The organism is Aeromonas sp. HMWF016 (assembly GCF_963878195.1).
In the GTDB taxonomy this organism is placed as follows: domain Bacteria; phylum Pseudomonadota; class Gammaproteobacteria; order Enterobacterales; family Aeromonadaceae; genus Aeromonas; species Aeromonas lacus.
Genome location: NZ_CAWNWX010000056.1, coordinates 30,758 through 53,023, shown reverse-complemented (window position 1 = coordinate 53,023; position 22,266 = coordinate 30,758). Strand labels below are relative to the sequence as shown.

Genomic DNA, 22,266 nt, shown 5'->3' with positions numbered 1-22,266 from the left:
ATGTGGATCAGGCTCTCCTTGTGGGCACGGATCCGCGGGGGCAGGGTAGTGAGGTCGAGCTGGATCATGGTCTTATCCTCTGGTCATTGTGCTGTGAGTGGCTGATGTCATGGGGTGTTGCTAGCCCCGGGTGAACGGGGTCAGCCCCTGCTCACGGGCACACTCATGGGCAAAGGCGAGCAGTGCCGGGTCATCGAGTGGCTGCAGGGGGGCCTGATAGGGTTGGTCGAGCAGGGCGTACTTGCCCGCGCCCAAGGTGTGGTAGGGGAGAAAGTGGATCTCCTGCACAGTGCCAAGGCTGGCGGCAGCTTGGGTAATGGCCTCTATGGATGCGCGGTCGGCATTGAAGCCGGGGATGAGCGGCACCCGGATCTGCATGGCCACGCCGCGCTCGGCCAGACGCTTGAGGTTGGCCAGGGGCAGGGCGACCTTGCCGCGAGTCCAGTCGAAGAAGCGCTCCTCATCCACATGCTTGAGATCCGCCAGCAGCAAGTCGAGATGGGGGAGGCTTGGCTCAATCTGGTGCCAGGGCACGTGCAGGCAACTTTCCACTGCGGTATGCAGCCCCTCGGACTTGCAGCGGGCCAGCAGGTTGGCAGCAAACTCGGGCTGCATAAACGGCTCGCCACCAGAGAGGGTCACTCCGCCGCCGCTGCGCTCGAAGAAGGGGCGATCCCGCAAGATGGTGGCCATCAGGGTGTCCAGGCTCTCCTCCCGGCCGCACACCTGCAGCGCTTCGCTCGGGCAGAGGCCGCGCAGCCGTTCCACATCCTGATTGCCGAGGGTTGAGCGGACGAGCTGGACACCCTGGCTGTCACGCAAGATTGCCGGACAGGCATCGCTGCAGAGCCGGCATCCCTCGATGCATTGGCGCCGGTCGAGTAGTATGTCCGGCTTGGGAGAGCGGCTTTCCGGGTTTTGACACCAGCGACAGGCCAGCGAGCACCCCTTGAGAAATACCAGGGTGCGAATGCCGGGGCCATCGTGAGTTGAATAGCGTTGCAGGTCGAAAATCATACCGCCTCCTTTTGTATTTGCATTCTATTTGCTTTCGTTCGAAAGTTGATTTGATTTTGATCAACTAAATTGCGGATGTTATCTGGCTAAAATGGCGACAGATTGAACATCCCTTTAAGGAGTCAGAGATGGAGCTTTATCTCGATACTGCCGATGTGGCTGCGGTGCGCCGCTGGTCACGGATCCTGCCGCTGGCTGGCGTCACCACCAATCCGTCCATTGCTGCGGCAGGCGGCATGCCGCTGACCGAGTTGCTGCCCGCCTTGCGGGAGGTGCTTGGGCCCAAGGCACGCCTGTTTGCCCAGGTGATGGCCAAGACCGAGACCGAGATGGTGCGCGAGGCGTTTGCCCTGCGTGAACTGGACCGCGACCTGGTGATCAAGATCCCGGTATGTGAAGAGGGATTGGCGGCCATCAAGACCCTGACTGCCAACGGGGTGCCGACGCTGGGGACGGCGGTCTATACCCCGCTGCAGGGCTGGCTGGCGGCGGTAGCGGGGGCAGAATACGTAGCGCCCTACGTCAACCGGCTGGATGCGCAGGGGGGCGACGGCATCGCCACCGTGCAGGAGCTGCAGCAACTGCTGGCGCTGCATGTTCCGGGCAGCAAGGTGCTGGCGGCGTCGTTCCGCACGCCGCGCCAGGCGCTCGACTGCCTGCTGGCGGGCTGCCAGTCCATCACTCTGCCGCTCGACGTGGCCGAGCAGCTGCTGAGAGTACCGGCGGTGGATGCGGCGCTGGCAAAATTCGATCAGGATTGGCAGCAGGCATTTGCCTGAACCTGATTGAAGGCAAGATGACGGGGTGGCAGAGGGCTAAGCTATAAGGGAGAGCCCGACGTGACGGGTTGGTGTCGATGGTTGACCGGAGGTGCCCCATGAGCGACCACTCCCTGCTGCCCCATGGTGAAGATCTGCGCCGCGCTGTGCGCTGGCTCAGCGAGCACCATCAACACGATATTCGAGCCATCGAAGAGGCGTGTATCCGTTTTGATTTGTCGCCGCTGGATGAGGCGTTTCTCATCCAGCATTGCGCCGAGCGGCGGCGAGAAGGCGAGTCGGGCTAGACGGAGCGGATTTAGACGAAGTTGGCCAGATTGATGCCAAACTCCTTGGGATCAACCGTGTTTTCGATGGTTTCCTGAACCCCGTTTTTGGCGAGATCCAGCCACTGCACATCAAGGTAGTGGCGCTGGGTCGCGTGATAGATCACCTTGACCACCGGCTTGAGCGGCTCCTGCTGATTGCGCTGCATGACGATGGCCAGCCGCTGGTTTGACAGCTGCACCAGCGTACCCACCGGATAGACCCCCATGCATTTGATGAACTTGGTGACCAGCTCGGCATCGAAGTGGTTGTGCAACCCCTTGAGCAGGATGCGAAACGCCTGGGTCGGCTGCATTCCTGCCTTGTAGACCCGATCCGCAGTGATGGCGTCATAGACATCAACAATCCCGCTCATGCGGGTATAGAGTGAGAGCTGATCGCCTTTCAGACGCCGCGGATATCCGGTGCCATCGAGCCGCTCGTGGTGGTTGGCTGCCACTTCCAGCATGGTGGGGGTGATGCCCGGGGTATTGCTGAGGATCTCGTAACTGTGCACCACATGCTGGCGCATGATATCGAACTCCTCGTCAGTCAGCTTGCCCGGTTTGTTGAGCACCTCGTCGGGCGTCATGATCTTGCCCACATCGTGCAGTAACCCCCCGAGCGTCAGCTCCTTGAGCACGCTGCGCTCCAGTCCCAGATAGCGGCCAAAATTGGCCAACAGGATGGCAACGTTCATGGAGTGCTCCATCAGGTAGGCATCCTTGGCGCGGATGCGGGCCAGACAGAGCATGGCATCGCCGTGGGTAAACATGGTGTCTACCATCTCTTCGGCGACTTCGGCCAGCGGCGTGATATCGATGGGTTCGCCCGCCTTGAGGTGGCTGATGAACTTGCCTTGCAGCTCGCGCGCTTCCTGATAGAGGCGGCGGATCTTGAGTTCCTTGCCCTCACCGTTGGCACTGACCCGGCGTCTGGCCTGATCGCTGCCGTTGCCAAGTTCCGGTGAAGCGACCGCTTCGCTCTCGGCATGACCCAGCTTGCTGCGGGAGAGATCGATCCGCACCGTGAGTACACCCTGACGAACCAGATTGGCAATTTGTCCCTGAGTGGTGACCAACCCCATCTGGGCAATTTCCATTCCGCCGGTCTGACTGGCAATAGCGATGACATACATGCCGGGTTTCAGCTGATTGACGGGGATGACAGGATAGGATGCTTGAGACTTCATGGCGGCTTCCCGAGATTTATTATTATGAGTATCGCCCGTGATGGGTCATAGCGCAGTGTAACATCTGATGGCCACTTCGTCACAATTGGCCGCCCGTTAACAGTGGCGTTGTCGCCCCCGCCAGATATAATGTTGCCCCTTTACTTTTTGGACTCCGAGGTTGTGAATGCGGCTTGATAAATTTCTGTGCGACTGTTCCGATTTGACCCGTTCGCTCGCTGGCAAACTGATCCGTCAGGGTGAGGTCATGGTGGATGGCATCGTGGTCAAGCAGCCCGCTTTTCATATCAACGAAGAGAGCCAGATCGAGTTCGACGGCGTTGTCCTGACGCTGGATCGCCGCAATCGCTACTTCATGCTGCACAAACCCGAGGGATATGTCTGCTCCAACGAGGATCCCGATCATCCGACCGTTTTCTTCCTGATGGATGAGCCCTCTATGGGCAAGCTGCACGTGGTGGGGCGCCTTGACCTCGACACTACCGGCCTGGTGCTGGTGACCGACGACGGTCAGTGGTCCCATCGCATCACTTCTCCCCGCCACGAGTGTGCCAAGACCTATCACGTCTGGTTGGCCGATCCGGTGAGCCCCGATGCCATCGCCCTCTTTGCCGAAGGTGTGCTGCTGCGCAGTGAAACCGAGAAGACTCGCCCCGCCCAGCTGGAGTTACTGGGGGAGTGCGAGGCGCGTTTGACCATTCATGAGGGCAAGTACCATCAGGTGAAGCGGATGTTTGCCGCAATCGGCAACAAGGTGGTGGGTCTGCACCGCGAGCAGGTCGGCGGCTTGGCGCTGGATGAAGATCTGGCGCCCGGCGAGTACCGTGAACTCACGTCCGACGAGATCGCTCTCTTCTAAATCCTCCCGGGTGTCAGTGGCCGCTGGCACCCAGTACCAGCACTGTGCCCAGCGTGGCGAGCAGGGTTCCGCACCATGCCGCCGCCGAAGGTCGTTCCCCCGAGTGCCACCACAAGAGCGGCAGCAGGATCACCGGCGTGGTGGAGGATAGAATCGCCACCATTCCCACATCTCCATGTCGCAATGCGAGCAGGATCAGCGTCATCCCGAGAGCCATGGCCAGAAAGCCGTTGATGGCGATCATGCCGAAGATTTGACGGTTGATGGGACGAAATGGTCGGGTCAGCGGCAATCCGGTTAGTCGCAATGCGCAGTGGGCCAGCAGGGCGCTGACCATCCTGACTCCCGATGCACTCACCGCATCGACGTTGCCGCTCATCATGACCGGCTTGGCGATGATGGCGCCCAGACTCTGACAGAGGGCGGCGGTGAGGCCCAGCGCCACGCCGATGGTCAGACTTCCCCGTATCCGCTCCCATTCGCTGCCACTGCTGCGCCGACCAAACAGGATGGCCAGCATGACGCCGGCAAAGACCAGCAGGGCGCCAGCCAGTCGTGAGCCGGTCAACTGCTCGTTGAAGATCCAGAGCCCGAGCAGGGCGGAGAAGAGGGCATGGCAGGAGAAGAGCAAACCGCTGCGCCGCGGGCCGAGCCGGTTCATGCAGGCGTAGAGGGCGGTATCGCCGATAAAGATGCCGATCAATCCGGACAGGGCGAGCAGGGGAATGGCGCTGCCGGAAAGGGTGTGCCAGCCGCCAGTCAGCAGACTGATGCTGCCAAGCATCAGGCTGACCAGAAACATCCGCCAGCGGCTATAGGCAAACGGGCCCAGATGGCGGGCTGGTTTGACCGAAATCAGGGCGGCAACTGCCCATAAACTGGCCGATGCGAGAGCCAGCCACTCATAACCCATAAAAACTCCCGAAAAAATTAACCCTAAAGACTCCATCTCCGGGGCAAGCCCGATACAATACGGGGCGTTTTCGGGGATAACAAGGGCGGCATCAGGCATTCATCAGGCGCGCCGTCGGCCTTCCCCTCCTGCAGTGGTTTTATTCGAGGTTCTGTCATGAGGTATGGTCTCTTCCCCCGGCTGGCGCAACGCTGGCTTTCCCCGCTTTTGCTCGGTGTGCTGGCGCTACCGCCGGCATACGCCACTACGGTGGAGATGGCGCCCCGCTTGTCGGATCGGCAGGTGCTGGTCAAGGGCAATGGCGGTGAACCCGACTCTCTGGATCCGGCGTTGATGCGCAGCGGTTTTCCCGGGGAAGAGGTGCTGGTGGATCTCTTTGAAGGTCTGGTCAGCGAGGATGGCCAGGGACGCATTGTTCCTGCCCAAGCTGCGCGTTGGGAAGTGAGCGAAGATGGCCTCGAATGGCGGTTTTTCCTGCGTCCACAGTTGAAGTGGTCCAATGGCGATCCGCTGGTTGCCGGTGACTTTGTCTACGCCTGGCGCCGGCTGCTTGATCCTGCCCTCGGCTCTCCCTCGGCGACCTTGCTGCTGACTGCCGGGATCAACAATGCCCAGTCCATCTATGCCGGTGCGCTGGAGCCCGCCAATCTCGGGGTCGAGGCGCAGAGCGACCAGATCCTGAAGGTTACTCTGGAGCGACCGGTGCCCTATTTTCTGCAGCTCATCAGCCAGCTGCCATTTGTGCCGGTCAATCAGAAGGCTATAGCTCGTTTTGGCAAACAGTGGACCGAGCCCGGCAAGCTGGTGAGCAATGGTGCTTATCGCTTGGCAAACCGGGTGACCAACGAGCGGCTTGAGGCGGAGCGCAACAGCAATTACTGGAATGATCGCCATACCCGTATTCAGCGAGTCACCTACCTACCCATCGCCTCACAACATGCCGAGCGCTTGCGTTATGAGGCGGGTGAGATACAGCTCACCAACCGGGTGTCGCCCGACTATTACCAGAAGATGAAGCAGAGCGATCCGTTGCGAGTCTGGGGATCGCCGTTGCTGGGCACCTATCTCTACACCTTCAATATGCGCCGCCCCGAGTTGCAGGATGTGCGGGTGCGCCAGGCGCTCTCCATTGCCATCGACCGCTATCAGTTGGCCAAGTCGGTGATCGGTCAGGAGGAGCTGGCGGCCTGGTCTCTGGTGCCTGATATGCCGGGTTACTCCCACCTCTCTCCCCCCGTTGCGCTGGAGGATCAAACCACCCGTCAGGCCAGGGCCGTTGCATTGCTGACCGCCGCCGGTTACAGCAGTGCTCATCCACTCAGGCTGAGCATTACCTACAACACGGCAGATACCCACAAGAAGATAGCCACCTTGATTGCCGGTATGTGGCGTCAGTTGGGGGTGGAGGTCACGCTCAACAATCTGGAGTGGAACAGCTATCAGGTCGCCAAGGATAGCGGCGATTTTCTGGTGGCAAGAAGCTTTCTGTTCGGTGATTACGTCGAGCCCTCGGCCATGCTGAACAGTTTCCGCTGCCAGGATCTGCGCAACGAAAGCGGTTACTGCAATCCCGATTTTGATCTGTTGCTGGAACAGGCTGCCAGCACTCTGGATGAGAAGAGCAGGGTTGCACTCTATCAGCATGCCGAACAGCTGCTGATGGAAGAGGCGCCCATCATCCCCGTGTATCATTACAACCAGATGCGACTGGTCGATCCCACTTTGCACGGGTTGCCCAGCCAGAATCTGAAAGGGACGATTGCCACCAAGGATCTCTATTTCGGCCCGCTGTAAGGAGCACTTCATGAAACTTGCCATTATTTCCGACATTCACGGCAGCATCATGGCACTGGAGCTGGCGTTGTCACGGCTGGACGCCTGGCAGCCCGACCACTACCTGTTGCTCGGCGATCTGCTCAACCACGGCCCGCGCAATCCCGTGCCTGAAGGATACAACCCGGCCGCAGTTGCCGAGCGGCTCAACGAGCTGGCCCCCTATATCATGGCGGTGCGTGGAAATTGCGATTCCGAAGTGGATCAGATGCTGCTTGCGTTTCCCATCACAGCCCCTTACAACCAGCTGCTGGTTGATGGGCGCCGCTGGTTTATGAGCCACGGCCATCTCTACCGCCCCGATGAGGTGCAACTGCCTGCGGACAGTGTATTTTTGAGCGGCCATAGTCATGTTCCGGTACTGGAGCGGCAGGGAGACCAGATCTTGATGAATCCGGGCTCCATCTGTTTTCCACGCGGTGAACTGCCGGCCAGTTATGGCTGCTATGAGGCGGGCGTACTGAGCGTCAAGAGTTGTGTCGACGGGCGAGAATTACTGCGACTGGCGCTGTAGGTCTTATTGATTGCAGAAAGTGGCAAGGCCCGATTCGTCGAGAGTCAGGCCTTGATACCGAAGGAGCGGGTGCCTGAGCGGGTATTGCCTTTGGCATCGTAGGTGAGGCTGTTGCGATCGCGCAGCTGGCTCAGAAAGCTCGCAAGACGGCGATTGGAGACAATACTGAGCTCCAGCAGTCGACCGTTGAGGTCATTTTGTTCCTGACAGGCATCCAGTTTTTCCCGGATCCGGGTCATCTCGTCAGGATAAGCGGCCAGTTGCTGAGTCAACTCGGGCAATTGGGCCAGCTGTTTATCCAGACTTTCTATCTCAGCAAGCAGCAGCTGTTTTCGCTCGGTGAGTTCAGGCAGGGCCAGAGCCTGATGCTTTTCGAGCAAGGAGAACTCCTCTTCCAGAAGGCTTTGCATCTGGCTGAGGTGTTCATCCTGGGTGTGCAGTAACGAAGGCAGATCCATCATCCGAGAACTTTGTCCAGATTGGTCTCAAAGCTGAACATCTTTTTGGCCACAGCTTCGCTGTTAACCTGATATTCGCCACTGGCAACGGCTTTCTTGAGCCGCTCGACCTTGCTTTCGTTGCCGGTAGAGGCTGTATTGAGATTCTGCTGCATCTTTTGCAATTGTTGGGCCTCACTGGTCAAGGAGACGGAGTCCAGCTTGACTGCAGCCGCTTTATTTTCGGGCTCTGGCGAAGAAGAGGTGACTGACTTGCTGCCTGTCCCCTGGCTGCTAACGGTGTTTTGCAACCGATTATTCGCCAAGTTGTTGATATTGTTGATGGCCATTTGAGTTACCTTCGTCTGCTTTAAGGTTTGCTTACCTGTTTATCGGTGCGGCAGGTCAAAACTTTAGAAAAAAGTTGGTGATAAACCCGACATTTAAAAAGTGACCGTTACGGCACCGACTGCACTGACTTTTCCTTCGACAGTTTTTCCGGAGCGAATATTAACAAGCCTGATGATCTCTCCGAAGCTGCCATCTTGCAAGGCTCGGGCCATGGTTTTGATCTGGAAGCTGCTATTTTCGGCTGTCAGAGTGACCTGATCACCTTTACACACGACACACACCTGACTCAAACGGATTGGTTGCCCCGGTTTGATTTCTCGTTTGCTGCGTACGCCGACCAGCATGCTCATGTCGGTCAGGTAGTCGCCACGGATCAGCGTCTGATCCTGATAGCCCAGTTGCAGCTGGCTTTCACTCAATAGGTCGCCTTTAGCAATCGGAGTGTTGACCGTCACATAGGGCTTCTGGATGCTGACTCGTACCGGAAGATAGACATCCCAGGGTTTGTCTTCCTCACATTTCAGGTAAACTGTTGTATTACGGCGAATTTCCATTTTTGCAGGTAAGCTGATAGTCAATAGATCGTCGCAGCGGGTCAATGGAAGTCGGTCATCAAGGGTTGCCGCCGTTACTTCAGCCCTGGCATCTAATGGCACCTCGAGCTGGTTAAACACGAACTCTTGTGCTTTTTCTTGCAAATAGGTGGTGACGTCCGAGGCGTGGCTGGAAGAGATGCTGCCCAAAAAGAGGCTGATGAGTAAAAGTCGGTTAATCATTTTTGCTCGTTGGTCGATAAGTTGTTCACGCATATCACCATATTTAACTATGATTGCTTCAGAATCTGTTCGTTGTCACATCGATAGTCTGACGCAATCCATCACGCATGCATGATTAATGCCAAGCGTTTTTAGGGAGTGTTTATGGCCAGTATCCTGGACTCGGTCAACCAACGTACCCAGCTAGTGGGGCAAAACCGGCTGGAGTTGTTGTTGTTTCGTCTCAATGGACGTCAAAGATTTGGCATCAACGTATTCAAAGTGCGTGAAGTGTTGCAGTGTCCTCCCTTGACCGTGATGCCCAAGTTGAACTCCTGTATTCGTGGAGTTGCACACATTCGGGGTCAGACTATTTCGGTTATCGATCTGAGCATGGCGATGGGCAAACGTCCCATTGAAGACCTGAGCAAGTGCTTCATTATTATCTCCGAGTACAACCGCTCCATTCAGGGTTTTCTGGTGCATTCGGTCGAGCGCATCATCAACATGAACTGGGAATCAATTCTACCGCCGCCGAAGGGCGCAGGCCGTATAAACTACATGACGGCTGTTACCGAAGTGGACGGTGAGTTGGTTGAAATTCTCGACGTTGAACGCATTCTCAACGAGATCTCTCCGGTCTCCACCGAGGTTAGTCAGGAGCTGGTTGAAGCTAGTGTCGAGCACCCAACTCTCGGACGCCCTGTGCTGGTAGCCGATGACTCATCGGTTGCTCGCAAACAGGTTCAGCGTGCACTTGAGGCGATCGGGGTTGAGTGCGTATTGGCAAAAGATGGCCGTGAAGCATTGAACATGCTGCTCGAAATGACCAAGAATGGCCCGATTAAAGAGCAGATTGCTCTCGTCATTTCGGATATCGAGATGCCGGAGATGGATGGTTACACCTTCACTGCCGAGATCCGCAATAATCCCAACCTCAAAGACTTGCATGTTATTCTGCACACATCCCTCAGTGGAGTATTCAACCAGGCAATGGTGCAGAAAGTGGGGGCCAACAATTTTATCGCCAAGTTCCAACCGGATGAATTGGCCAAGGCCGTACAAAACGCACTCTAATAAAGAAGAACAGCTGCATGAAGACACTTTCGGACGACTTATACAAACAGTTCAGCAATTTTCTGGCGGTACAGAGCGGAATCGTGCTGGGTGATAACAAACAGTATCTGGTGAAGAGCCGTCTTTCACCTTTGATGGCTCAGTTTGGCATCGAGAGTCTGTCTGACCTGGTTACCCGTGCAATGAGTGTGCGAGAGCGTGACCTGAAAATGGCGGTGGTAGATGCCATGACAACCAACGAGACACTCTGGTTTCGTGACACCTATCCGTTCCAGTTGTTGACCGACAAGATTTTCCCAGAACTGGGTAAAAGTGGCCGCCCCGTCAAGATTTGGTCTGCGGCGTCATCTTCCGGACAGGAGCCATACTCTATTGCCATGACGGCACTGGAACAGCAGATGAAAAAACCTGGCACTCTGCCTGGCGGTGTACAGATCGTGGGTACAGATATTTCGACCACCATGCTCAACCAGTGCAAAGAGGGTGTATACGACAGCCTTGCTTTGGCGCGGGGCTTGTCACCTGAGCGCAAGAAAATGTTCTTTGAACCCTATGGTGACAATAAAATGCGGGTGGTGGAACGAGTCAGAAAATTGACCACTTTCCGTCCCTTGAATTTGCTCGAAAGCTACAGCTTGCTCGGTAAATTTGACATTATTTTCTGTCGTAATGTGTTGATTTATTTTGCTCCGGAAGTGAAGTCAAAAATCCTCAACCAGTTTGCAGCGAGCCTCAATCCGGGAGGATATCTGATGCTAGGGGCATCAGAGTCACTGGCCGGTTTGACTGATCGATTCGAGATGATCCGTTGCAATCCGGGGATTGTTTACAAGGTGAAATAGGCCTTAAATCCGCACTCCTGGAGGATTGACAGAATACCGGCAATATCACGTCAGAGGGAGGCACAATGCCTCCCTCTTTATTTACGTTAGAAGCATACTGGTTGATATCTGCGTGGGTTTTCCACAATCGTCAGCCTGTTTATTGGCGCGTTCCGTGCTTCCTGATAATGCAACCCCTTCCTTGCCTATCTCTCATTACCGGTCTTTTGTGGCATAGCTCTTGCTTGGAAACAGTATCAAGCAGGAGGTGAGCTATGGCTCTTTCATTCGACAAGGCATTTGGTGTTCATCAATACACGCTGGGGGTTCGTGCCAATCGTGCAGAAGTGCTCTCCAGCAATATTGCCAATGCCGATACCCCTGGCTATAAGGCCAGAGATATCGACTTTGCACAGGCATTGCAGGATGCGCAGCACCAACAACAGGGGTTTGGTCTGGCGACCACCAGCGAAAAGCACTTTGCCTTGAATATGGATGTGCCCGGTTCGGTTCAGTATCGCAACCCGCTGCAGCCTGATACTGGTGACGGCAATACGGTAGACGTGCAGCAGGAGCGAACAGAGTTTCTGCGTAATAGCCTTGAGTATCAGACCTCTCTTGAATTCATGAATAGCAAGATCAGTGGCCTGCTCAAGGCGCTGAAAGGAGAACAGTGATGAGTTTGTTCAAGGTCTTTGACATCGCCGGCTCGGCCATGAGCGCGCAGACCGTGCGGCTCAACACCGTTGCCAGCAATATGGCCAACGCAGATAGCGTCAGCTCCAGTGTGGAAAAAACTTACCATGCCCGGCGGCCAATTTTTGCCGCCCAGCTTGATCAGGCTATGTCTGATAATCAAGGCTCGGTTGGGGTCGAGGTGAAAGGTATTGTCGAGAGTAAGGCTCCACTGCTCAAGGAGTACAACCCCAATCACCCAATGGCGGATAAGGATGGCTTCATCTTCAAGCCAAACGTCAACATGGTTGAAGAGATGGCGGACATGATCAATGCCTCGCGCAGCTATCAAACGAACGTTCAGGTTGCAGACTCGGCCAAGAAAATGCTTCAGCAGACGCTGAATCTTGGCAAGTCCTGATAGGGGGAATGCAACATGGCCAATACAAACGGTGTGAGCGGAGTTAACTATGCGTCCACTCAGACAAATGGTACGACAACAGCGCCAAAGAAGGAGCTGGACCAGGCTTCATTTCTGAAATTGCTTACGATGCAGCTCTCGTATCAGGATCCTTTCAAGCCTGTTGATAATGCTCAGATGCTCTCCCAGATGGCGTCCATGTCCACCTCGGAGGGGATTAGCAGTTTGTCTACCCAGATGGGCAAGCTAAATGAGCAGATGATTTCCAGCCAGGCTCTGCAAGCCTCTTCTCTGGTTGGGCAGAATGTGTTGCTGCAAAGCAGTACCGGGTTTTTGGATAAGGAAGGTTCTTTGTCAGGGGTTGTTGCGGTTGGTACGACTAATAAGTATGCAAGCGTCAAAATTACTGTCGAAGACGAGAAGGGGCAGGTTATCAAAGAGTTTCCCCTTGAAGGTGATCAGATGGGTAACGTCGAGATTGCTTGGGATGGAACAGATAAAGATGGTAAGCGTGCTCCATCAGGTAAATATGTGCTTAAGGCCAGTGGCAATCTTGATGGCAAGTCGGAAAGTATTACCACTTTTGCTTATGGCAAGGTGGAAAGTGTTGCCTTGGGTACAGCCACAAGCCCGACTCGCCTCAATTTGAAGGGGCTGGGTGGAGAGTATTTAAACAACATCCTGCAGGTGTCAGGAATTAATTCAAATCAGACGACCACGTCATCCAAGACCACGTCGACATCATCGATCTAAGGAGCTGGGTATGTCATTTAACAATGCTTTAAGCGGTGTCAACGCGGCACAAAAAGACTTGAACGTCACCGCTAACAACATTGCCAACGTTAATACGATGGGCTTTAAAGAGTCCCGAGCCGAGTTTGCGGATGTTTACGCCAACTCCATTTTTGTCAATGCGAAGACCCAGGTTGGTAACGGTGTGGCAACCGGTGCTGTTGCGCAGCAGTTCCACCAGGGGGCGCTGCAATTTACCAGTAATGCGCTGGATCTGGCGATCCAGGGTAACGGTTTCTTTGTGACTTCCGATGGTCTTACCAATCTGGACCGTACCTATACCCGTGCTGGTGCTTTCAAGCTCAATGAAAACAGCTATATGGTCAATAATCAGGGCCATTACCTGCAGGGTTATGAAATAAACGCAGATGGTACTCCAAAGGCCGTCAGTATCAATGCAACCAAGCCGATCCAGATTCCAGACCGTGCAGGTGAGCCGGTGAAGACTAGCAAAATTGACGCTAGTTTTAACCTGCCGTCTACGGCAGCGCCATTACCATCCGGTTTTGGTGGTGGTCCAGCATCAACATTTGACCCGAAGGATTCAAAGACCTATTCATCATCGACTTCTGTAGTGATTTATGACTCGTTGGGTGAGCCTCATACAATAACCCAGTATTTTGTCAAAGAGGCTGATCCTGCAAACCCGGGCAAGCCGACCACCCCTACTTCTTGGCGGATGTATCTGTATCAAGGAGATAAACCGATCGATATCGTTGGTGGTGCGGCGCCTACGATGGCTGCGGGCTTGAACCAAGCTCCGCTGGGCGCACAGATTACGTTTGGTGCTGATGGCAAAATGATCACACCGACAGTTCCGGCAACCATCAAGACAGAGCAGTTGGGTGTCGCGCCCCCTGCTGGCGCCGGTATTATCACTAACGGTGCAGATCCTACCCAGCAGGTTGATATTTCGTTTGGGACTGTGACCCAGTATGCGTCACCGTTTGAAGTCAACAAGTTGTCACAGGATGGCTCGACCGTCGGTCGTTTGACCAAGGTAGAGATCACGCCAGATGGTATTGTCTCTGCCACCTATAGCAATGCCACCACCATCAAGGTTGCCATGGTCGCTATGGCCAAGTTTGCCAACTCGCAAGGGTTGACTCAGGTGGGCGATACCTCTTGGCGGCAATCACTGCTCTCTGGCGATGCCTTGCCGGGTACCCCCAACTCGGGCACCTTCGGTACCATCAAGTCCTCGGCACTGGAACAATCCAACGTGGATTTGACTTCGGAGCTGGTGGATTTGATCACTGCCCAGCGTAACTTCCAGGCCAACTCCCGTTCCTTGGAGGTTAACAGCTCGCTGCAACAGACCATCCTGCAGATCCGTTAATGGATGTACTGACAATATATTGATCAGAGGAGGGGGCTCGTGCCCCTTCTTCATTTCTGCCCCTAAATCCCCGCTATCTCCTCCCATTTTCCTGTTGGCACTCAAATTGCAGTTCCCTAATTAGAGTCATCTGTTTGACGGAGGATCCCATGGATCACCTGCTTTACATCGCCATGTCCGGGGCTAAAGAGAACATGAATAGCCTGGCTATTCGCAGCAATAACCTCGCCAACGCCAATACCACCGGCTTCAAGTCCGACTTCGAGCAGGCGCGCAGTATGCAGGCTTTCGGCGAAGGCTTGCCCAGCCGGGTATTTGCCATGACGGAGCGCCCAGGCCAGAACTTGCAGCATGGCATGTTGATGACAACAGGACGGGATCTTGACGTGGCAGTAGATGGTCCGGGTTGGATTGCGGTGCAGGATCCCAAGGGGGGAGAAGCCTATACCCGCATGGGAAACTTGCAGGTGAATGCCACTGGCAATCTGCAGACCTCAACCGGACTGAACGTAGTGGATGATGGTGGCCAGCCCATCGTGCTGCCGATGCCGATGGAGAAGCTTGAAATCAACCGTGATGGCACCATCACCGGCCGGCCCGAAGGTGCGGCGGCCAACCTGTCTGAGGATTTTCAGCGGATCAAACTGGTTAACCCGGCTGCCAATGCGGTAGAGAAGGGGAGTGATGGCCTGTTTCGCCGCAAGGATGGTCAGAATGAGCCAGCTTCTGCCGCTGTTGGTCTGATTGCCGGATCTCTTGAAGGAAGCAACGTCAATGTGGTGGATGAGATGACCAACCTCATTCAACTGCAGCGTCAGTTCGAAACCCAGATCAAGTTAATGAAAACGGCCGAAGAGAATGACGAGGCCCAAACCCAGCTGCTGCGTATCAGCTAATCAAGGAGTTACACCATGAATCCTGCACTCTGGATCAGCAAGACCGGGTTGGATGCTCAGCAGACCAATATTTCGGTTACCTCGAACAACCTGGCGAACGCCAGCACCGTGGGCTTTAAAAAGTCGCGGGCCATCTTTGAAGATCTGCTTTATCAGAACATCAACCAGCCCGGTGGCCGCTCCTCGGCTGATACCGAACGCCCCTCAGGTTTGATGCTGGGGGCCGGTGCCAAGGTAGTCGCGACCCAGAAAGATCACAGCCAAGGTAACGTGCAAACCACAGATAACTCTCTGGATCTGATGATCAGTGGTCGCGGTTATTTTGAAGTTCAGTTGCCGGATGGCAGCTCTGCCTACACCCGCAACGGCCAATTTACCCTGAACAGCGAAGGGACCATCGTTACTCCCGGCAACGGTTACACCCTGCAGCCGGAGATCCAGATCCCGGAAAATGCCCAGAGCGTGACGGTTGGCGAAGATGGTCAGGTCTCTGTCCAGCTCAAGGGGGATGGCGCATCTCAGGTTGTCGGTCAGATCACGCTCTCCGATTTCGTCAACGCCAGCGGCCTGCAGCCGATGGGGGAGAACATGTTTGTGGAAACCCAGTCCAGTGGCGCGGCCATTCAGGGGACTGCGGGGGCCGACGGTATGGGTGTGGTAAAACAGGGGATGCTGGAGACTTCCAACGTCAACGTGACCGAGGAATTGGTGAACCTGATCCAGGCCCAACGGGTCTACGAGATGAACTCCAAGGTTATCTCGGCGGTGGACGGCATGATGTCCTTCCTTATCCAGCGTACCTAAGTAGGAGGTGCATGATGAAAGCCGTATGGATGCTGGGCTTGCTGGTGCTGGGCGGTTGTACCTCGACCCCCAATACCCCCAAACCCGATGATCCCGAGTTTTCCCCCGTGTACGGGGAGTCGGAGCCGGTCTCGGTGAGACCGACAGGGGCGATCTTTCAGCCGGAGCAGGTCAACGGCATCTATTCGGATATCAAGGCACACAAGGTTGGCGACATCATCACTATCGAGCTGTCTGAGTCGACTTCCGCCTCCAAAAAGGCCAATACCCAGAGTGGCAAGGACAATAAGTTCAATCTGGACCCGGTCAAGCTGGGTGGCGTGCCAGTCACCGCCAGTCCCTATGATCTCTCGGCTTCCATTGGACAAGACAGCGCGTTCAAGGGGCAGGCCAAAGCGGATCAGAGCAACAGCCTGCAGGGCAATATTTCAGTTAGCGTGGCCAAGGTGCTGCCCAACGGCAATCTGCTGGTGCGCGGCGAGAAGTGGATCATGCTTAACAATGGTAACGAGTATATCCGGATCACCGGCCTTATTCGCCCAGAGGATGTGACCTCTGATAACAGCGTTTCATCCCAGAAAGTTGCCAATGCCCGTATCTACTACGGTGGTACCGGTGATCTGGCCAATACCCAGGAACAGGGATGGTTGACCAGCTTTTTCAATGGTCCTTGGTGGCCGCTCTAGGAGATGTTATGAAGTCACTCCGTCTTGCCACACTCCTCTGCTGTCTGTTGCCGCTGGGCATGGCTCATGCCGCCCGGATCAAGGACATCAGCTCGGTTGAAGGGGTTCGCACCAACCAGTTGATTGGTTACGGTCTGGTGGTCGGTTTGCCCGGTACTGGCGAGAAGAACAACGCTTTCACCGAGCAGACTTTCCGCACCATGCTCAACAACTTTGGCATCAAGGTGCCGGACAACATCAAGCCCAAGATCAAGGATGTGGCGCCGGTGGCTATTCATGCCGACTTGCCGCCCTTTTCCAAGCCGGGCCAGACCATTGATGTCACGGTTTCCGCGATTGGTGAGGCGAAAAGTCTGCGTGGCGGTACTCTGCTGCAGAGCTTCCTCAAGGGGCTTGATGGTCGGGTCTATGCGGTTGCCCAAGGCAGTCTGGTAGTTGGCGGTCTGGGCGCCGAAGGGGCGGATGGTTCCAAGGTGGTGATCAATACCCCGACCGTCGGGCGCATTGCCAACGGGGCGACTGTCGAGCGGGAAGTACCCAATGCGTTCAGTCAAGGCGATACCATTACGTTCAATCTGAACCGTCCGGATTTTACTACTGCACGCCGACTGGCGGATGTGGTGAACGATCTGGTCGGCCCCAATACCGCGCAGGCACTCGACGCCACGTCGGTCAAGGTTTATGCGCCGCGAGATCCTGGTCAGCGGGTTTCCTATCTCGCGACCATCGAGAATCTGGAAGTTGATCCGGCCAATGAAGCAGCCAAGATCATCGTCAACTCGAGAACTGGCACCATTGTTATTGGCAGCGAAGTCAGGTTGAAACCGGCGGCCATCAGCCACGGCGGGTTGACCGTCACCATCGCGGAAAATCAGCAGGTATCCCAGCCCAATCCGCTCTCTGGCGGGCAGACCACCACCACCAACAGCTCGACCATCAACGTCAAGCAGGAGCAGGGGCGGATGTTCAAGTTTGATACCGGTGCCACGCTGGATGAGCTGGTTCGGGCCGTCAACCAGGTAGGGGTTGCTCCCGGTGACCTGATGGCCATCCTCGAGGCGCTGCAACAGGCTGGCGCTATCGAAGGACAGCTGGTCATATTGTAACAAGCGGCAAGGGGTTGCCACGGGCGGCAAAGAGGTAAGCAAAATGGCGGATTTTGACACTAACAGCGGTATCAATCTCGGGGTCGTGCAGGACGTCAAGAACCTGGATCGTCTCCGTCAGATGAGTAACAGCAAAGAGGGGCAGGCTGAAGCGCTCCGGAGTGCATCGCGCCAGTTCGAGTCAATTTTCACCCAGATGATCTTTCAGGGGATGCGGCAGGCCAATCAGGTGTTGACCAAGGATAGCCCGTTCAACAGCAGCTATACCCAGTTTTATGAAGGGATGCTGGATGAGCAACGTGTTTCCGATATGACCAATAAAGGTGGGTTGGGTCTGGCTGATATGGTGGCCAAGCAGCTTTCGCCAGCCACCTTTACCCACAAGGATGGGCGGGTGCTCAAGATGCCGCAGCGCACGGAGCGTGCCTACAAACCCTACGAGCCGCCCACCGGAGCAGCAAATGATCTGATTGAAGCCTCTAAAGTTGGCAAGGATTTTGCTGAAAAGGGGATGGCAGAGGATAAACCCGTGTTCACCATGCCGGTACGTCCTCACCGTACCGTGCCGCCGATGGGCATTGCTGCCAAAGCTGACAGTAGTGCTGATGGCAAAGAGTTTGATAGCCCGGAAGAGTTTGTGCAGCGCTTGATGCCACTAGCCAAGAAAGCGGCTGACAAGCTGGGGCTCAGTCCGGCGGTACTGGTGGCTCAGGCCGCACTGGAGAGTGGCTGGGGCAAACGGGTGATCAAGGATGGCGAGGGGAACGTAACTCACAACCTGTTTGGCATAAAGGCTGATCCCCGTTGGGAGGGGCCCAAGGCAGTGGTGAGTACGCTCGAGTATGAGGAAGGGGTTGCATCGCGCCAAAAAGCGGCCTTCCGCTCCTACGACTCTTTTGAAGAGAGCTTCAATGATTACGTGGATTTTCTCACCTCCGGTTCCCGCTACAAGGGGGCGTTGGCCAAGGTAGGCAGTCCGGACCACTACTTTGAAGCGCTGCAAAAGGCCGGTTATGCCACGGATCCTCACTACGCCAACAAATTGAAACAGGTATTGCGCAGCGATGCCATTGCGCAATACAACGAGATGGAGCTGTAACGTATGGCAAGCGATCTGCTTGGAATTGGCTCATCAGGTGTGCTGGCACAGCAGCGCCTGTTGCAGAGCACCAGTAACAACATAGTGAACGTCAATAGCCAGGGCTATGTGCGTGAGCGTACGCTGGTATATACCAATTCTATTGGGCTGGGTACTGGCGACATCAAGACCGAGCGGATCCTCAACAGCTATATGCAGGGGGAGGTGCGCCGTGATACCTCTGCCTACCATGCATCCTTGACTCACTATGATCAGCTTTCCTCCGTGGACAGGTTGCTTGGGGATACCAGCAACAGCGTAGGGGCTGCCATGACCTCTTATTTCAATGCTTTCCATTCTGCCAATGAGTCACCCGCCGACACTGGTGGCCGTAAGGTTGCCATGACCGAACTGAGCGGCATGGTCAACCGGTTTCACACCCTTTCGGCCCAGCTCGACAAGCAGAGTGACACCATCAGCACGCGCATTGAGGACGAGACCAAGCAGGTCAACAGCCTGCTTACCAGCATCAATGACCTGAACCAGGCGATTATACGGACCCAGGGCTCACCTGAAGAGAACCTGATGCTGTTCGACCAGCGGGACGAGGCCATTCGCCAGCTCTCCGAAAAGATGGATATTCGCACCATCCCCCAGGCCAACGGCAGTATGCTGGTCAATATGAGCACTGGTCATTCATTGATCCTCGATGGTGGAGTGGCTCAGTTTAAGGTAGTGGCAGGGGACCCTGATTCGCGCAACCAGGAGCTGCAACTGACCTTGGGTGATAATCAGGCGCTTATCGATCACGATACCTTCGGGGGTACTGTGGGTGGGCTTTTCAAGGCTCGAACTGATCTGGAGCCGACCAAGCGCGAGTTGGGGCAACTTTCTATTGCCATGGCCGATGCCATGAACCAGCAAAACCGGCTGGGGATGGATCTGGATAACGAGCTGGGTAGCGATATTTTCACCCTGCCCACCAGCAAGGGGTTGCCTTACAACTCCAATGGCGGTACTGCCGGTGCTACGGTCAGTTTTGTACCCGGCAAGGGAACAGAAGTGACCCCCTTCGATTATGAGATCCGTTTTAGCAGCGCCACCGGTTACGAGGTTTTTTCGCTGGACAAGGATGGCAATGCTACTTCCGTTGCTACGGGAACGACACCACCTGCCACTTTCCAGATCCCGGGCCACGGCATTTCAGTCGATTTGACCGGGGCGCCAGTTGCCGGCGACAAGCTGCTGTTGCAACCAGCCAAGAGTGCAGCAGCGGGCATTACGCAAAATATAACCAGGCCTGAAGATTTGGCTTTGGCTTCTCCGCTCAAAGCGCAAAAGGCCACAAATAATACAGGTACTGCAGATATCAAGCTGGGCGGTGTGTTCAATACCGGAGCCGGTTCAGGTTTTGGTACCAATGCGCTGAGCGCTGCTGCGCCTCAGGTTGTCAAAATAAACGGAGCTGGTGACTACGAGGTTTATGACAAAGGGGGCACGCTGATCGGTGTGGCTCCGGCTGCCAGCAAGGGTCAAGATTTGATGGCGGCTCTGCAATTGCCGCCTCCCGCTACGGGGCCTGTCTATGCCAATCCCAAACAGACTCCTGGCTACGAGTTCAGTATCACCGGTACGGTCAACGCGGGTGACAGTTTCACCCTCAGTTACAACAGCAATGGCTTTGCCGATAACAGCAACGGTCTTGCATTGGCGGAGCTGCAAAACAAGGATTTGGTGCGTAAAGGCAGTAGTGGCGGTACAGCCAATGACAAGATGACTTTCAATGAAGCCTATTCAGGACTGGTTATGTCGGTGGGTAACAATACCAGCCAGGCGAAGACCTTGCTCAAGGCCAATGAGTCCAAGCTGATCCAGAGTACCGGAATCTATGAAAGCGTCTCCGGGGTCAATCTGGAAGAGGAAGCTGCCAATCTGATCCGGTTCCAGCAATCCTATGCGGCATCGGCCCAGATTGTCAGTACTGCCAAAACCATTTTCGACACACTGCTTGCTTCCGTGAGGTAACGTCATGCGCATTACGACCAACATGATCTACGACCGGAATATCTATTCCCTCAACAGTGCCAATGAGCGGCTCAATACCGCTTATCAGCAGTTGCAGACCGGCAATAAGTTCCAGACGGCGGGTGAAGACCCGGCTGGCATGAGCCAAAAAATGGCGCTGACCAAGGAGATCGACCTCTTCAAGCAATATGGGGTCAACGGTAGTCTGCTAGAGAACAGCCTTGGTCATGAAGAGACGGTATTGACCTCTCTGAATACCGCCATGCTGAGCGCCCAAACCCTGATCCAGAAGTCAAATAATGGCTCCATCAGCATGGAGGATCGCAAATCGATCGCCAGCGAACTGGAGGGCTTGCAGCAGCAGATGTTTGATCTGATGAACAGCAAGAACTCTCAGGGGGAATATATCTTCGGGGGCAACCAGAGCAAGACCCAGCCCTACGTGAGAGATACCAACGGCAAGTTCATCTATCAGGGGGATACCGGACAGCGTGAGATCCAGGTCTCGCCGACCGTCAAGATTGCTGCCAATGACTCGGGGCAGGATCTCTTCGAGATCGTGGCGACCAGGCGCACAGCCAGTGCAGGGACTGCCAATATCAAGGTGGGCATCGCAGATCAGGGCAACTTTGATAACTTTTTCCAGTCAAACTACAACTCGGCACTGGCCAGCAATGACTACACCGTTTCCACCACAATAGGGCCTCCCGATACCTATCAGATCAAGGATTCCGGTGGCGCTACGTTGCAGACTGGGAATTACACGCCCGGTACCAAGATCCCGTTCAATGGCCTTGAGTTGACGCTCGATTTGCCAGCAGGTGGGGCAGCACAGCAGTTTTCGCTCAATCCGCCAAAGAATGACAACATTCTCAATGGCATGTCCGACTTTATCAATACGCTGCGTGATCCGACCATCTCTGCCGATACGTTTCAGAGCAAGGTGGCCGATGTAACCGTTCATATGAAGAATGCCCGCCAGAACATCGATCATGGGCTCGGTGAACTGGGCGGTCGGATGAACAGCCTTGAACAGGTGATGAGCTCCAACGAGGGGTTGAGTAACCTGAACACCGAGGCTCGGGCCAAGGTTTCCGAGGCCGATCTCTACGAGGTGATATCCACACTGGCGAAAGAGGATGCGGCGTTGAGTGCCTCACAGCTATCCTTCAGCAAGATAAGCCGGCTGACCCTTTTTGATTACATCCGTTAAATGCATAAAAGGCCTCATCGGGGCCTTTTTGCATATTGGGCTATCCCATCGTTGAGCCATGATTGGGCCAGTAATTGTAACAAGCTGTTACCTATGGCGGTTTCTGGCTAAACCGGGGTTGACCTTGTTGTGTGATTGGACAATTATGCCGCCCGCACAACAGAGCGTTGTGCAAGTTTAATTGCAGCATCTCGTTAGGCGAGGCTCCTGTATAAACACAGGCCACTGATCTCACGACGTCCAGAGACGCCCAAGATCAGGACAGTTTTCATCGGATTAAGGTGTAAACCCAAGTGGCTTCCGGCATGCCGGATACGTTATGCAGTGCTAAAGCTGGTACGTGGGGATGATGACACGCCGAACGGCGTCATTTCCTG

24 protein-coding genes and 1 riboswitch are annotated in these 22,266 nt (G+C 55.3%); of the genes, 18 read left to right on the top strand and 6 right to left on the bottom strand.

Annotated elements, in window-relative coordinates; all coding sequences use genetic code 11:
• Nucleotides 1–120 precede the first annotated feature (120 nt).
• Nucleotides 121–1,017 carry a glycyl-radical enzyme activating protein gene (locus tag AACS24_RS08360; RefSeq protein WP_108573126.1) on the bottom strand — a complete coding sequence of 299 codons (897 nt, stop codon included), beginning with the start codon at nucleotides 1,015–1,017 and terminating at the stop codon, nucleotides 121–123.
• 128 nt (nucleotides 1,018–1,145) lie between these two features.
• Between AACS24_RS08360 and fsa the strand changes: the two genes are divergently transcribed.
• Nucleotides 1,146–1,796, top strand: coding sequence for a fructose-6-phosphate aldolase (gene fsa, locus AACS24_RS08355; protein ID WP_042033318.1), 651 nt, complete (start codon nucleotides 1,146–1,148; stop codon nucleotides 1,794–1,796).
• Between the two features lie 98 nt (nucleotides 1,797–1,894).
• Nucleotides 1,895–2,083 (top strand): hypothetical protein, encoded by a 189-nt coding sequence (locus AACS24_RS08350; RefSeq protein WP_108573124.1) that lies wholly within the window; start codon nucleotides 1,895–1,897, stop codon nucleotides 2,081–2,083.
• An 11-nt stretch (nucleotides 2,084–2,094) separates the two neighbouring features.
• Here the strand turns inward: AACS24_RS08350 and AACS24_RS08345 are convergent, their stop codons facing one another.
• Complete coding sequence (locus AACS24_RS08345) at nucleotides 2,095–3,294, bottom strand: HD-GYP domain-containing protein (protein WP_033113414.1); 1,200 nt, start codon at nucleotides 3,292–3,294, stop codon at nucleotides 2,095–2,097.
• 166 nt (nucleotides 3,295–3,460) lie between these two features.
• Between AACS24_RS08345 and rsuA the strand changes: the two genes are divergently transcribed.
• Complete coding sequence (gene rsuA, locus AACS24_RS08340; protein WP_108573122.1) at nucleotides 3,461–4,153, top strand: 16S rRNA pseudouridine(516) synthase RsuA; 693 nt, start codon at nucleotides 3,461–3,463, stop codon at nucleotides 4,151–4,153.
• A gap of 13 nt (nucleotides 4,154–4,166) precedes the next feature.
• Here the strand turns inward: rsuA and AACS24_RS08335 are convergent, their stop codons facing one another.
• A complete protein-coding gene (locus AACS24_RS08335) occupies nucleotides 4,167–5,066 on the bottom strand; it encodes a DMT family transporter (RefSeq protein ID WP_108573120.1) in 900 nt (299 codons plus the stop codon).
• Between the two features lie 156 nt (nucleotides 5,067–5,222).
• Here AACS24_RS08335 and AACS24_RS08330 point away from each other — a divergent pair, with 156 nt between their 5' ends.
• Nucleotides 5,223–6,860: a peptide ABC transporter substrate-binding protein gene (locus tag AACS24_RS08330; RefSeq protein ID WP_181364351.1), complete on the top strand. Its 1,638-nt coding sequence runs from the start codon at nucleotides 5,223–5,225 to the stop codon at nucleotides 6,858–6,860.
• A 10-nt stretch (nucleotides 6,861–6,870) separates the two neighbouring features.
• Nucleotides 6,871–7,413, top strand: a complete 543-nt coding sequence (gene yfcE, locus AACS24_RS08325) for a phosphodiesterase (RefSeq protein WP_108573115.1) — start codon at nucleotides 6,871–6,873, stop codon at nucleotides 7,411–7,413.
• Between the two features lie 44 nt (nucleotides 7,414–7,457).
• Here the strand turns inward: yfcE and flgN are convergent, their stop codons facing one another.
• From flgN to flgA, 3 genes are all read right to left on the bottom strand, one after another.
• Complete coding sequence (flgN, locus tag AACS24_RS08320) at nucleotides 7,458–7,874, bottom strand: flagellar protein FlgN (RefSeq protein WP_181364350.1); 417 nt, start codon at nucleotides 7,872–7,874, stop codon at nucleotides 7,458–7,460.
• Nucleotides 7,871–8,200, bottom strand: a complete 330-nt coding sequence (flgM, locus tag AACS24_RS08315) for a flagellar biosynthesis anti-sigma factor FlgM (RefSeq protein WP_033113408.1) — start codon at nucleotides 8,198–8,200, stop codon at nucleotides 7,871–7,873. The genes flgN and flgM overlap by 4 nt, the downstream gene beginning before the upstream one ends.
• Nucleotides 8,201–8,293: 93 nt before the next feature.
• Nucleotides 8,294–8,977: a flagellar basal body P-ring formation chaperone FlgA gene (gene flgA / locus AACS24_RS08310; RefSeq protein WP_108573113.1), complete on the bottom strand. Its 684-nt coding sequence runs from the start codon at nucleotides 8,975–8,977 to the stop codon at nucleotides 8,294–8,296.
• Between the two features lie 144 nt (nucleotides 8,978–9,121).
• Between flgA and AACS24_RS08305 the strand changes: the two genes are divergently transcribed.
• The 13 genes from AACS24_RS08305 to flgL all read left to right on the top strand — a co-directional run bounded on the left by AACS24_RS08305 (nucleotide 9,122) and on the right by flgL (nucleotide 21,889).
• A complete protein-coding gene (locus tag AACS24_RS08305) occupies nucleotides 9,122–10,033 on the top strand; it encodes a chemotaxis protein CheV (RefSeq protein WP_033114353.1) in 912 nt (303 codons plus the stop codon).
• A gap of 17 nt (nucleotides 10,034–10,050) precedes the next feature.
• A complete protein-coding gene (locus AACS24_RS08300) occupies nucleotides 10,051–10,875 on the top strand; it encodes a CheR family methyltransferase (protein ID WP_033114354.1) in 825 nt (274 codons plus the stop codon).
• Between the two features lie 254 nt (nucleotides 10,876–11,129).
• A complete protein-coding gene (gene flgB, locus AACS24_RS08295) occupies nucleotides 11,130–11,531 on the top strand; it encodes a flagellar basal body rod protein FlgB (protein WP_108573111.1) in 402 nt (133 codons plus the stop codon).
• The gene (gene flgC, locus AACS24_RS08290) at nucleotides 11,531–11,950 is read left to right on the top strand and encodes a flagellar basal body rod protein FlgC (RefSeq protein ID WP_033114356.1); all 420 of its coding nucleotides are present in this window, start codon (nucleotides 11,531–11,533) and stop codon (nucleotides 11,948–11,950) included. The genes flgB and flgC overlap by 1 nt, the downstream gene beginning before the upstream one ends.
• Before the next feature lie 15 nt (nucleotides 11,951–11,965).
• Nucleotides 11,966–12,703 (top strand): flagellar hook assembly protein FlgD, encoded by a 738-nt coding sequence (locus AACS24_RS08285; protein WP_108573109.1) that lies wholly within the window; start codon nucleotides 11,966–11,968, stop codon nucleotides 12,701–12,703.
• A 10-nt stretch (nucleotides 12,704–12,713) separates the two neighbouring features.
• Nucleotides 12,714–14,081, top strand: coding sequence for a flagellar hook protein FlgE (flgE, locus tag AACS24_RS08280; RefSeq protein ID WP_041209852.1), 1,368 nt, complete (start codon nucleotides 12,714–12,716; stop codon nucleotides 14,079–14,081).
• Between the two features lie 149 nt (nucleotides 14,082–14,230).
• A complete protein-coding gene (gene flgF / locus AACS24_RS08275; protein WP_041209853.1) occupies nucleotides 14,231–14,977 on the top strand; it encodes a flagellar basal-body rod protein FlgF in 747 nt (248 codons plus the stop codon).
• 15 nt (nucleotides 14,978–14,992) lie between these two features.
• Nucleotides 14,993–15,781 carry a flagellar basal-body rod protein FlgG gene (flgG, locus tag AACS24_RS08270; protein ID WP_043850558.1) on the top strand — a complete coding sequence of 263 codons (789 nt, stop codon included), beginning with the start codon at nucleotides 14,993–14,995 and terminating at the stop codon, nucleotides 15,779–15,781.
• A gap of 14 nt (nucleotides 15,782–15,795) precedes the next feature.
• On the top strand, nucleotides 15,796–16,467 hold the full coding sequence (gene flgH / locus AACS24_RS08265) for a flagellar basal body L-ring protein FlgH (protein ID WP_033114361.1): 672 nt from the start codon (nucleotides 15,796–15,798) through the stop codon (nucleotides 16,465–16,467).
• Nucleotides 16,468–16,475: 8 nt separating this feature from the next.
• Complete coding sequence (locus AACS24_RS08260; protein WP_033114362.1) at nucleotides 16,476–17,573, top strand: flagellar basal body P-ring protein FlgI; 1,098 nt, start codon at nucleotides 16,476–16,478, stop codon at nucleotides 17,571–17,573.
• 43 nt (nucleotides 17,574–17,616) lie between these two features.
• The gene (gene flgJ / locus AACS24_RS08255; protein ID WP_181364349.1) at nucleotides 17,617–18,672 is read left to right on the top strand and encodes a flagellar assembly peptidoglycan hydrolase FlgJ; all 1,056 of its coding nucleotides are present in this window, start codon (nucleotides 17,617–17,619) and stop codon (nucleotides 18,670–18,672) included.
• Between the two features lie 3 nt (nucleotides 18,673–18,675).
• Entirely contained in the window at nucleotides 18,676–20,676 is a 2,001-nt protein-coding gene (locus AACS24_RS08250) for a FlgK family flagellar hook-associated protein (RefSeq protein ID WP_108573107.1), read from the top strand.
• Between the two features lie 4 nt (nucleotides 20,677–20,680).
• Nucleotides 20,681–21,889, top strand: a complete 1,209-nt coding sequence (flgL, locus tag AACS24_RS08245) for a flagellar hook-associated protein FlgL (protein WP_108573105.1) — start codon at nucleotides 20,681–20,683, stop codon at nucleotides 21,887–21,889.
• Nucleotides 21,890–22,072: 183 nt separating this feature from the next.
• Nucleotides 22,073–22,242, top strand: a riboswitch (M-box (ykoK) riboswitch).
• The last annotated feature ends 24 nt before the right edge of the window (nucleotides 22,243–22,266 follow it).

Excerpts from the sequence above, each read along its gene's own strand:
- AACS24_RS08360 (WP_108573126.1), bottom strand. The coding sequence starts at position 1,017 with ATGATTTTCGACCTGCAACGCTATTCAACTCACGATGGCCCCGGCATT.
- fsa (WP_042033318.1), top strand. The coding sequence starts at position 1,146 with ATGGAGCTTTATCTCGATACTGCCGATGTGGCTGCGGTGCGCCGCTGG.
- AACS24_RS08350 (WP_108573124.1), top strand. The coding sequence starts at position 1,895 with ATGAGCGACCACTCCCTGCTGCCCCATGGTGAAGATCTGCGCCGCGCT.
- AACS24_RS08345 (WP_033113414.1), bottom strand. The coding sequence starts at position 3,294 with ATGAAGTCTCAAGCATCCTATCCTGTCATCCCCGTCAATCAGCTGAAA.
- rsuA (WP_108573122.1), top strand. The coding sequence starts at position 3,461 with ATGCGGCTTGATAAATTTCTGTGCGACTGTTCCGATTTGACCCGTTCG.
- AACS24_RS08335 (WP_108573120.1), bottom strand. The coding sequence starts at position 5,066 with ATGGGTTATGAGTGGCTGGCTCTCGCATCGGCCAGTTTATGGGCAGTT.
- AACS24_RS08330 (WP_181364351.1), top strand. The coding sequence starts at position 5,223 with ATGAGGTATGGTCTCTTCCCCCGGCTGGCGCAACGCTGGCTTTCCCCG.
- yfcE (WP_108573115.1), top strand. The coding sequence starts at position 6,871 with ATGAAACTTGCCATTATTTCCGACATTCACGGCAGCATCATGGCACTG.
- flgN (WP_181364350.1), bottom strand. The coding sequence starts at position 7,874 with ATGATGGATCTGCCTTCGTTACTGCACACCCAGGATGAACACCTCAGC.
- flgM (WP_033113408.1), bottom strand. The coding sequence starts at position 8,200 with ATGGCCATCAACAATATCAACAACTTGGCGAATAATCGGTTGCAAAAC.
- flgA (WP_108573113.1), bottom strand. The coding sequence starts at position 8,977 with ATGATTAACCGACTTTTACTCATCAGCCTCTTTTTGGGCAGCATCTCT.
- AACS24_RS08305 (WP_033114353.1), top strand. The coding sequence starts at position 9,122 with ATGGCCAGTATCCTGGACTCGGTCAACCAACGTACCCAGCTAGTGGGG.
- AACS24_RS08300 (WP_033114354.1), top strand. The coding sequence starts at position 10,051 with ATGAAGACACTTTCGGACGACTTATACAAACAGTTCAGCAATTTTCTG.
- flgB (WP_108573111.1), top strand. The coding sequence starts at position 11,130 with ATGGCTCTTTCATTCGACAAGGCATTTGGTGTTCATCAATACACGCTG.
- flgC (WP_033114356.1), top strand. The coding sequence starts at position 11,531 with ATGAGTTTGTTCAAGGTCTTTGACATCGCCGGCTCGGCCATGAGCGCG.
- AACS24_RS08285 (WP_108573109.1), top strand. The coding sequence starts at position 11,966 with ATGGCCAATACAAACGGTGTGAGCGGAGTTAACTATGCGTCCACTCAG.
- flgE (WP_041209852.1), top strand. The coding sequence starts at position 12,714 with ATGTCATTTAACAATGCTTTAAGCGGTGTCAACGCGGCACAAAAAGAC.
- flgF (WP_041209853.1), top strand. The coding sequence starts at position 14,231 with ATGGATCACCTGCTTTACATCGCCATGTCCGGGGCTAAAGAGAACATG.
- flgG (WP_043850558.1), top strand. The coding sequence starts at position 14,993 with ATGAATCCTGCACTCTGGATCAGCAAGACCGGGTTGGATGCTCAGCAG.
- flgH (WP_033114361.1), top strand. The coding sequence starts at position 15,796 with ATGAAAGCCGTATGGATGCTGGGCTTGCTGGTGCTGGGCGGTTGTACC.
- AACS24_RS08260 (WP_033114362.1), top strand. The coding sequence starts at position 16,476 with ATGAAGTCACTCCGTCTTGCCACACTCCTCTGCTGTCTGTTGCCGCTG.
- flgJ (WP_181364349.1), top strand. The coding sequence starts at position 17,617 with ATGGCGGATTTTGACACTAACAGCGGTATCAATCTCGGGGTCGTGCAG.
- AACS24_RS08250 (WP_108573107.1), top strand. The coding sequence starts at position 18,676 with ATGGCAAGCGATCTGCTTGGAATTGGCTCATCAGGTGTGCTGGCACAG.
- flgL (WP_108573105.1), top strand. The coding sequence starts at position 20,681 with ATGCGCATTACGACCAACATGATCTACGACCGGAATATCTATTCCCTC.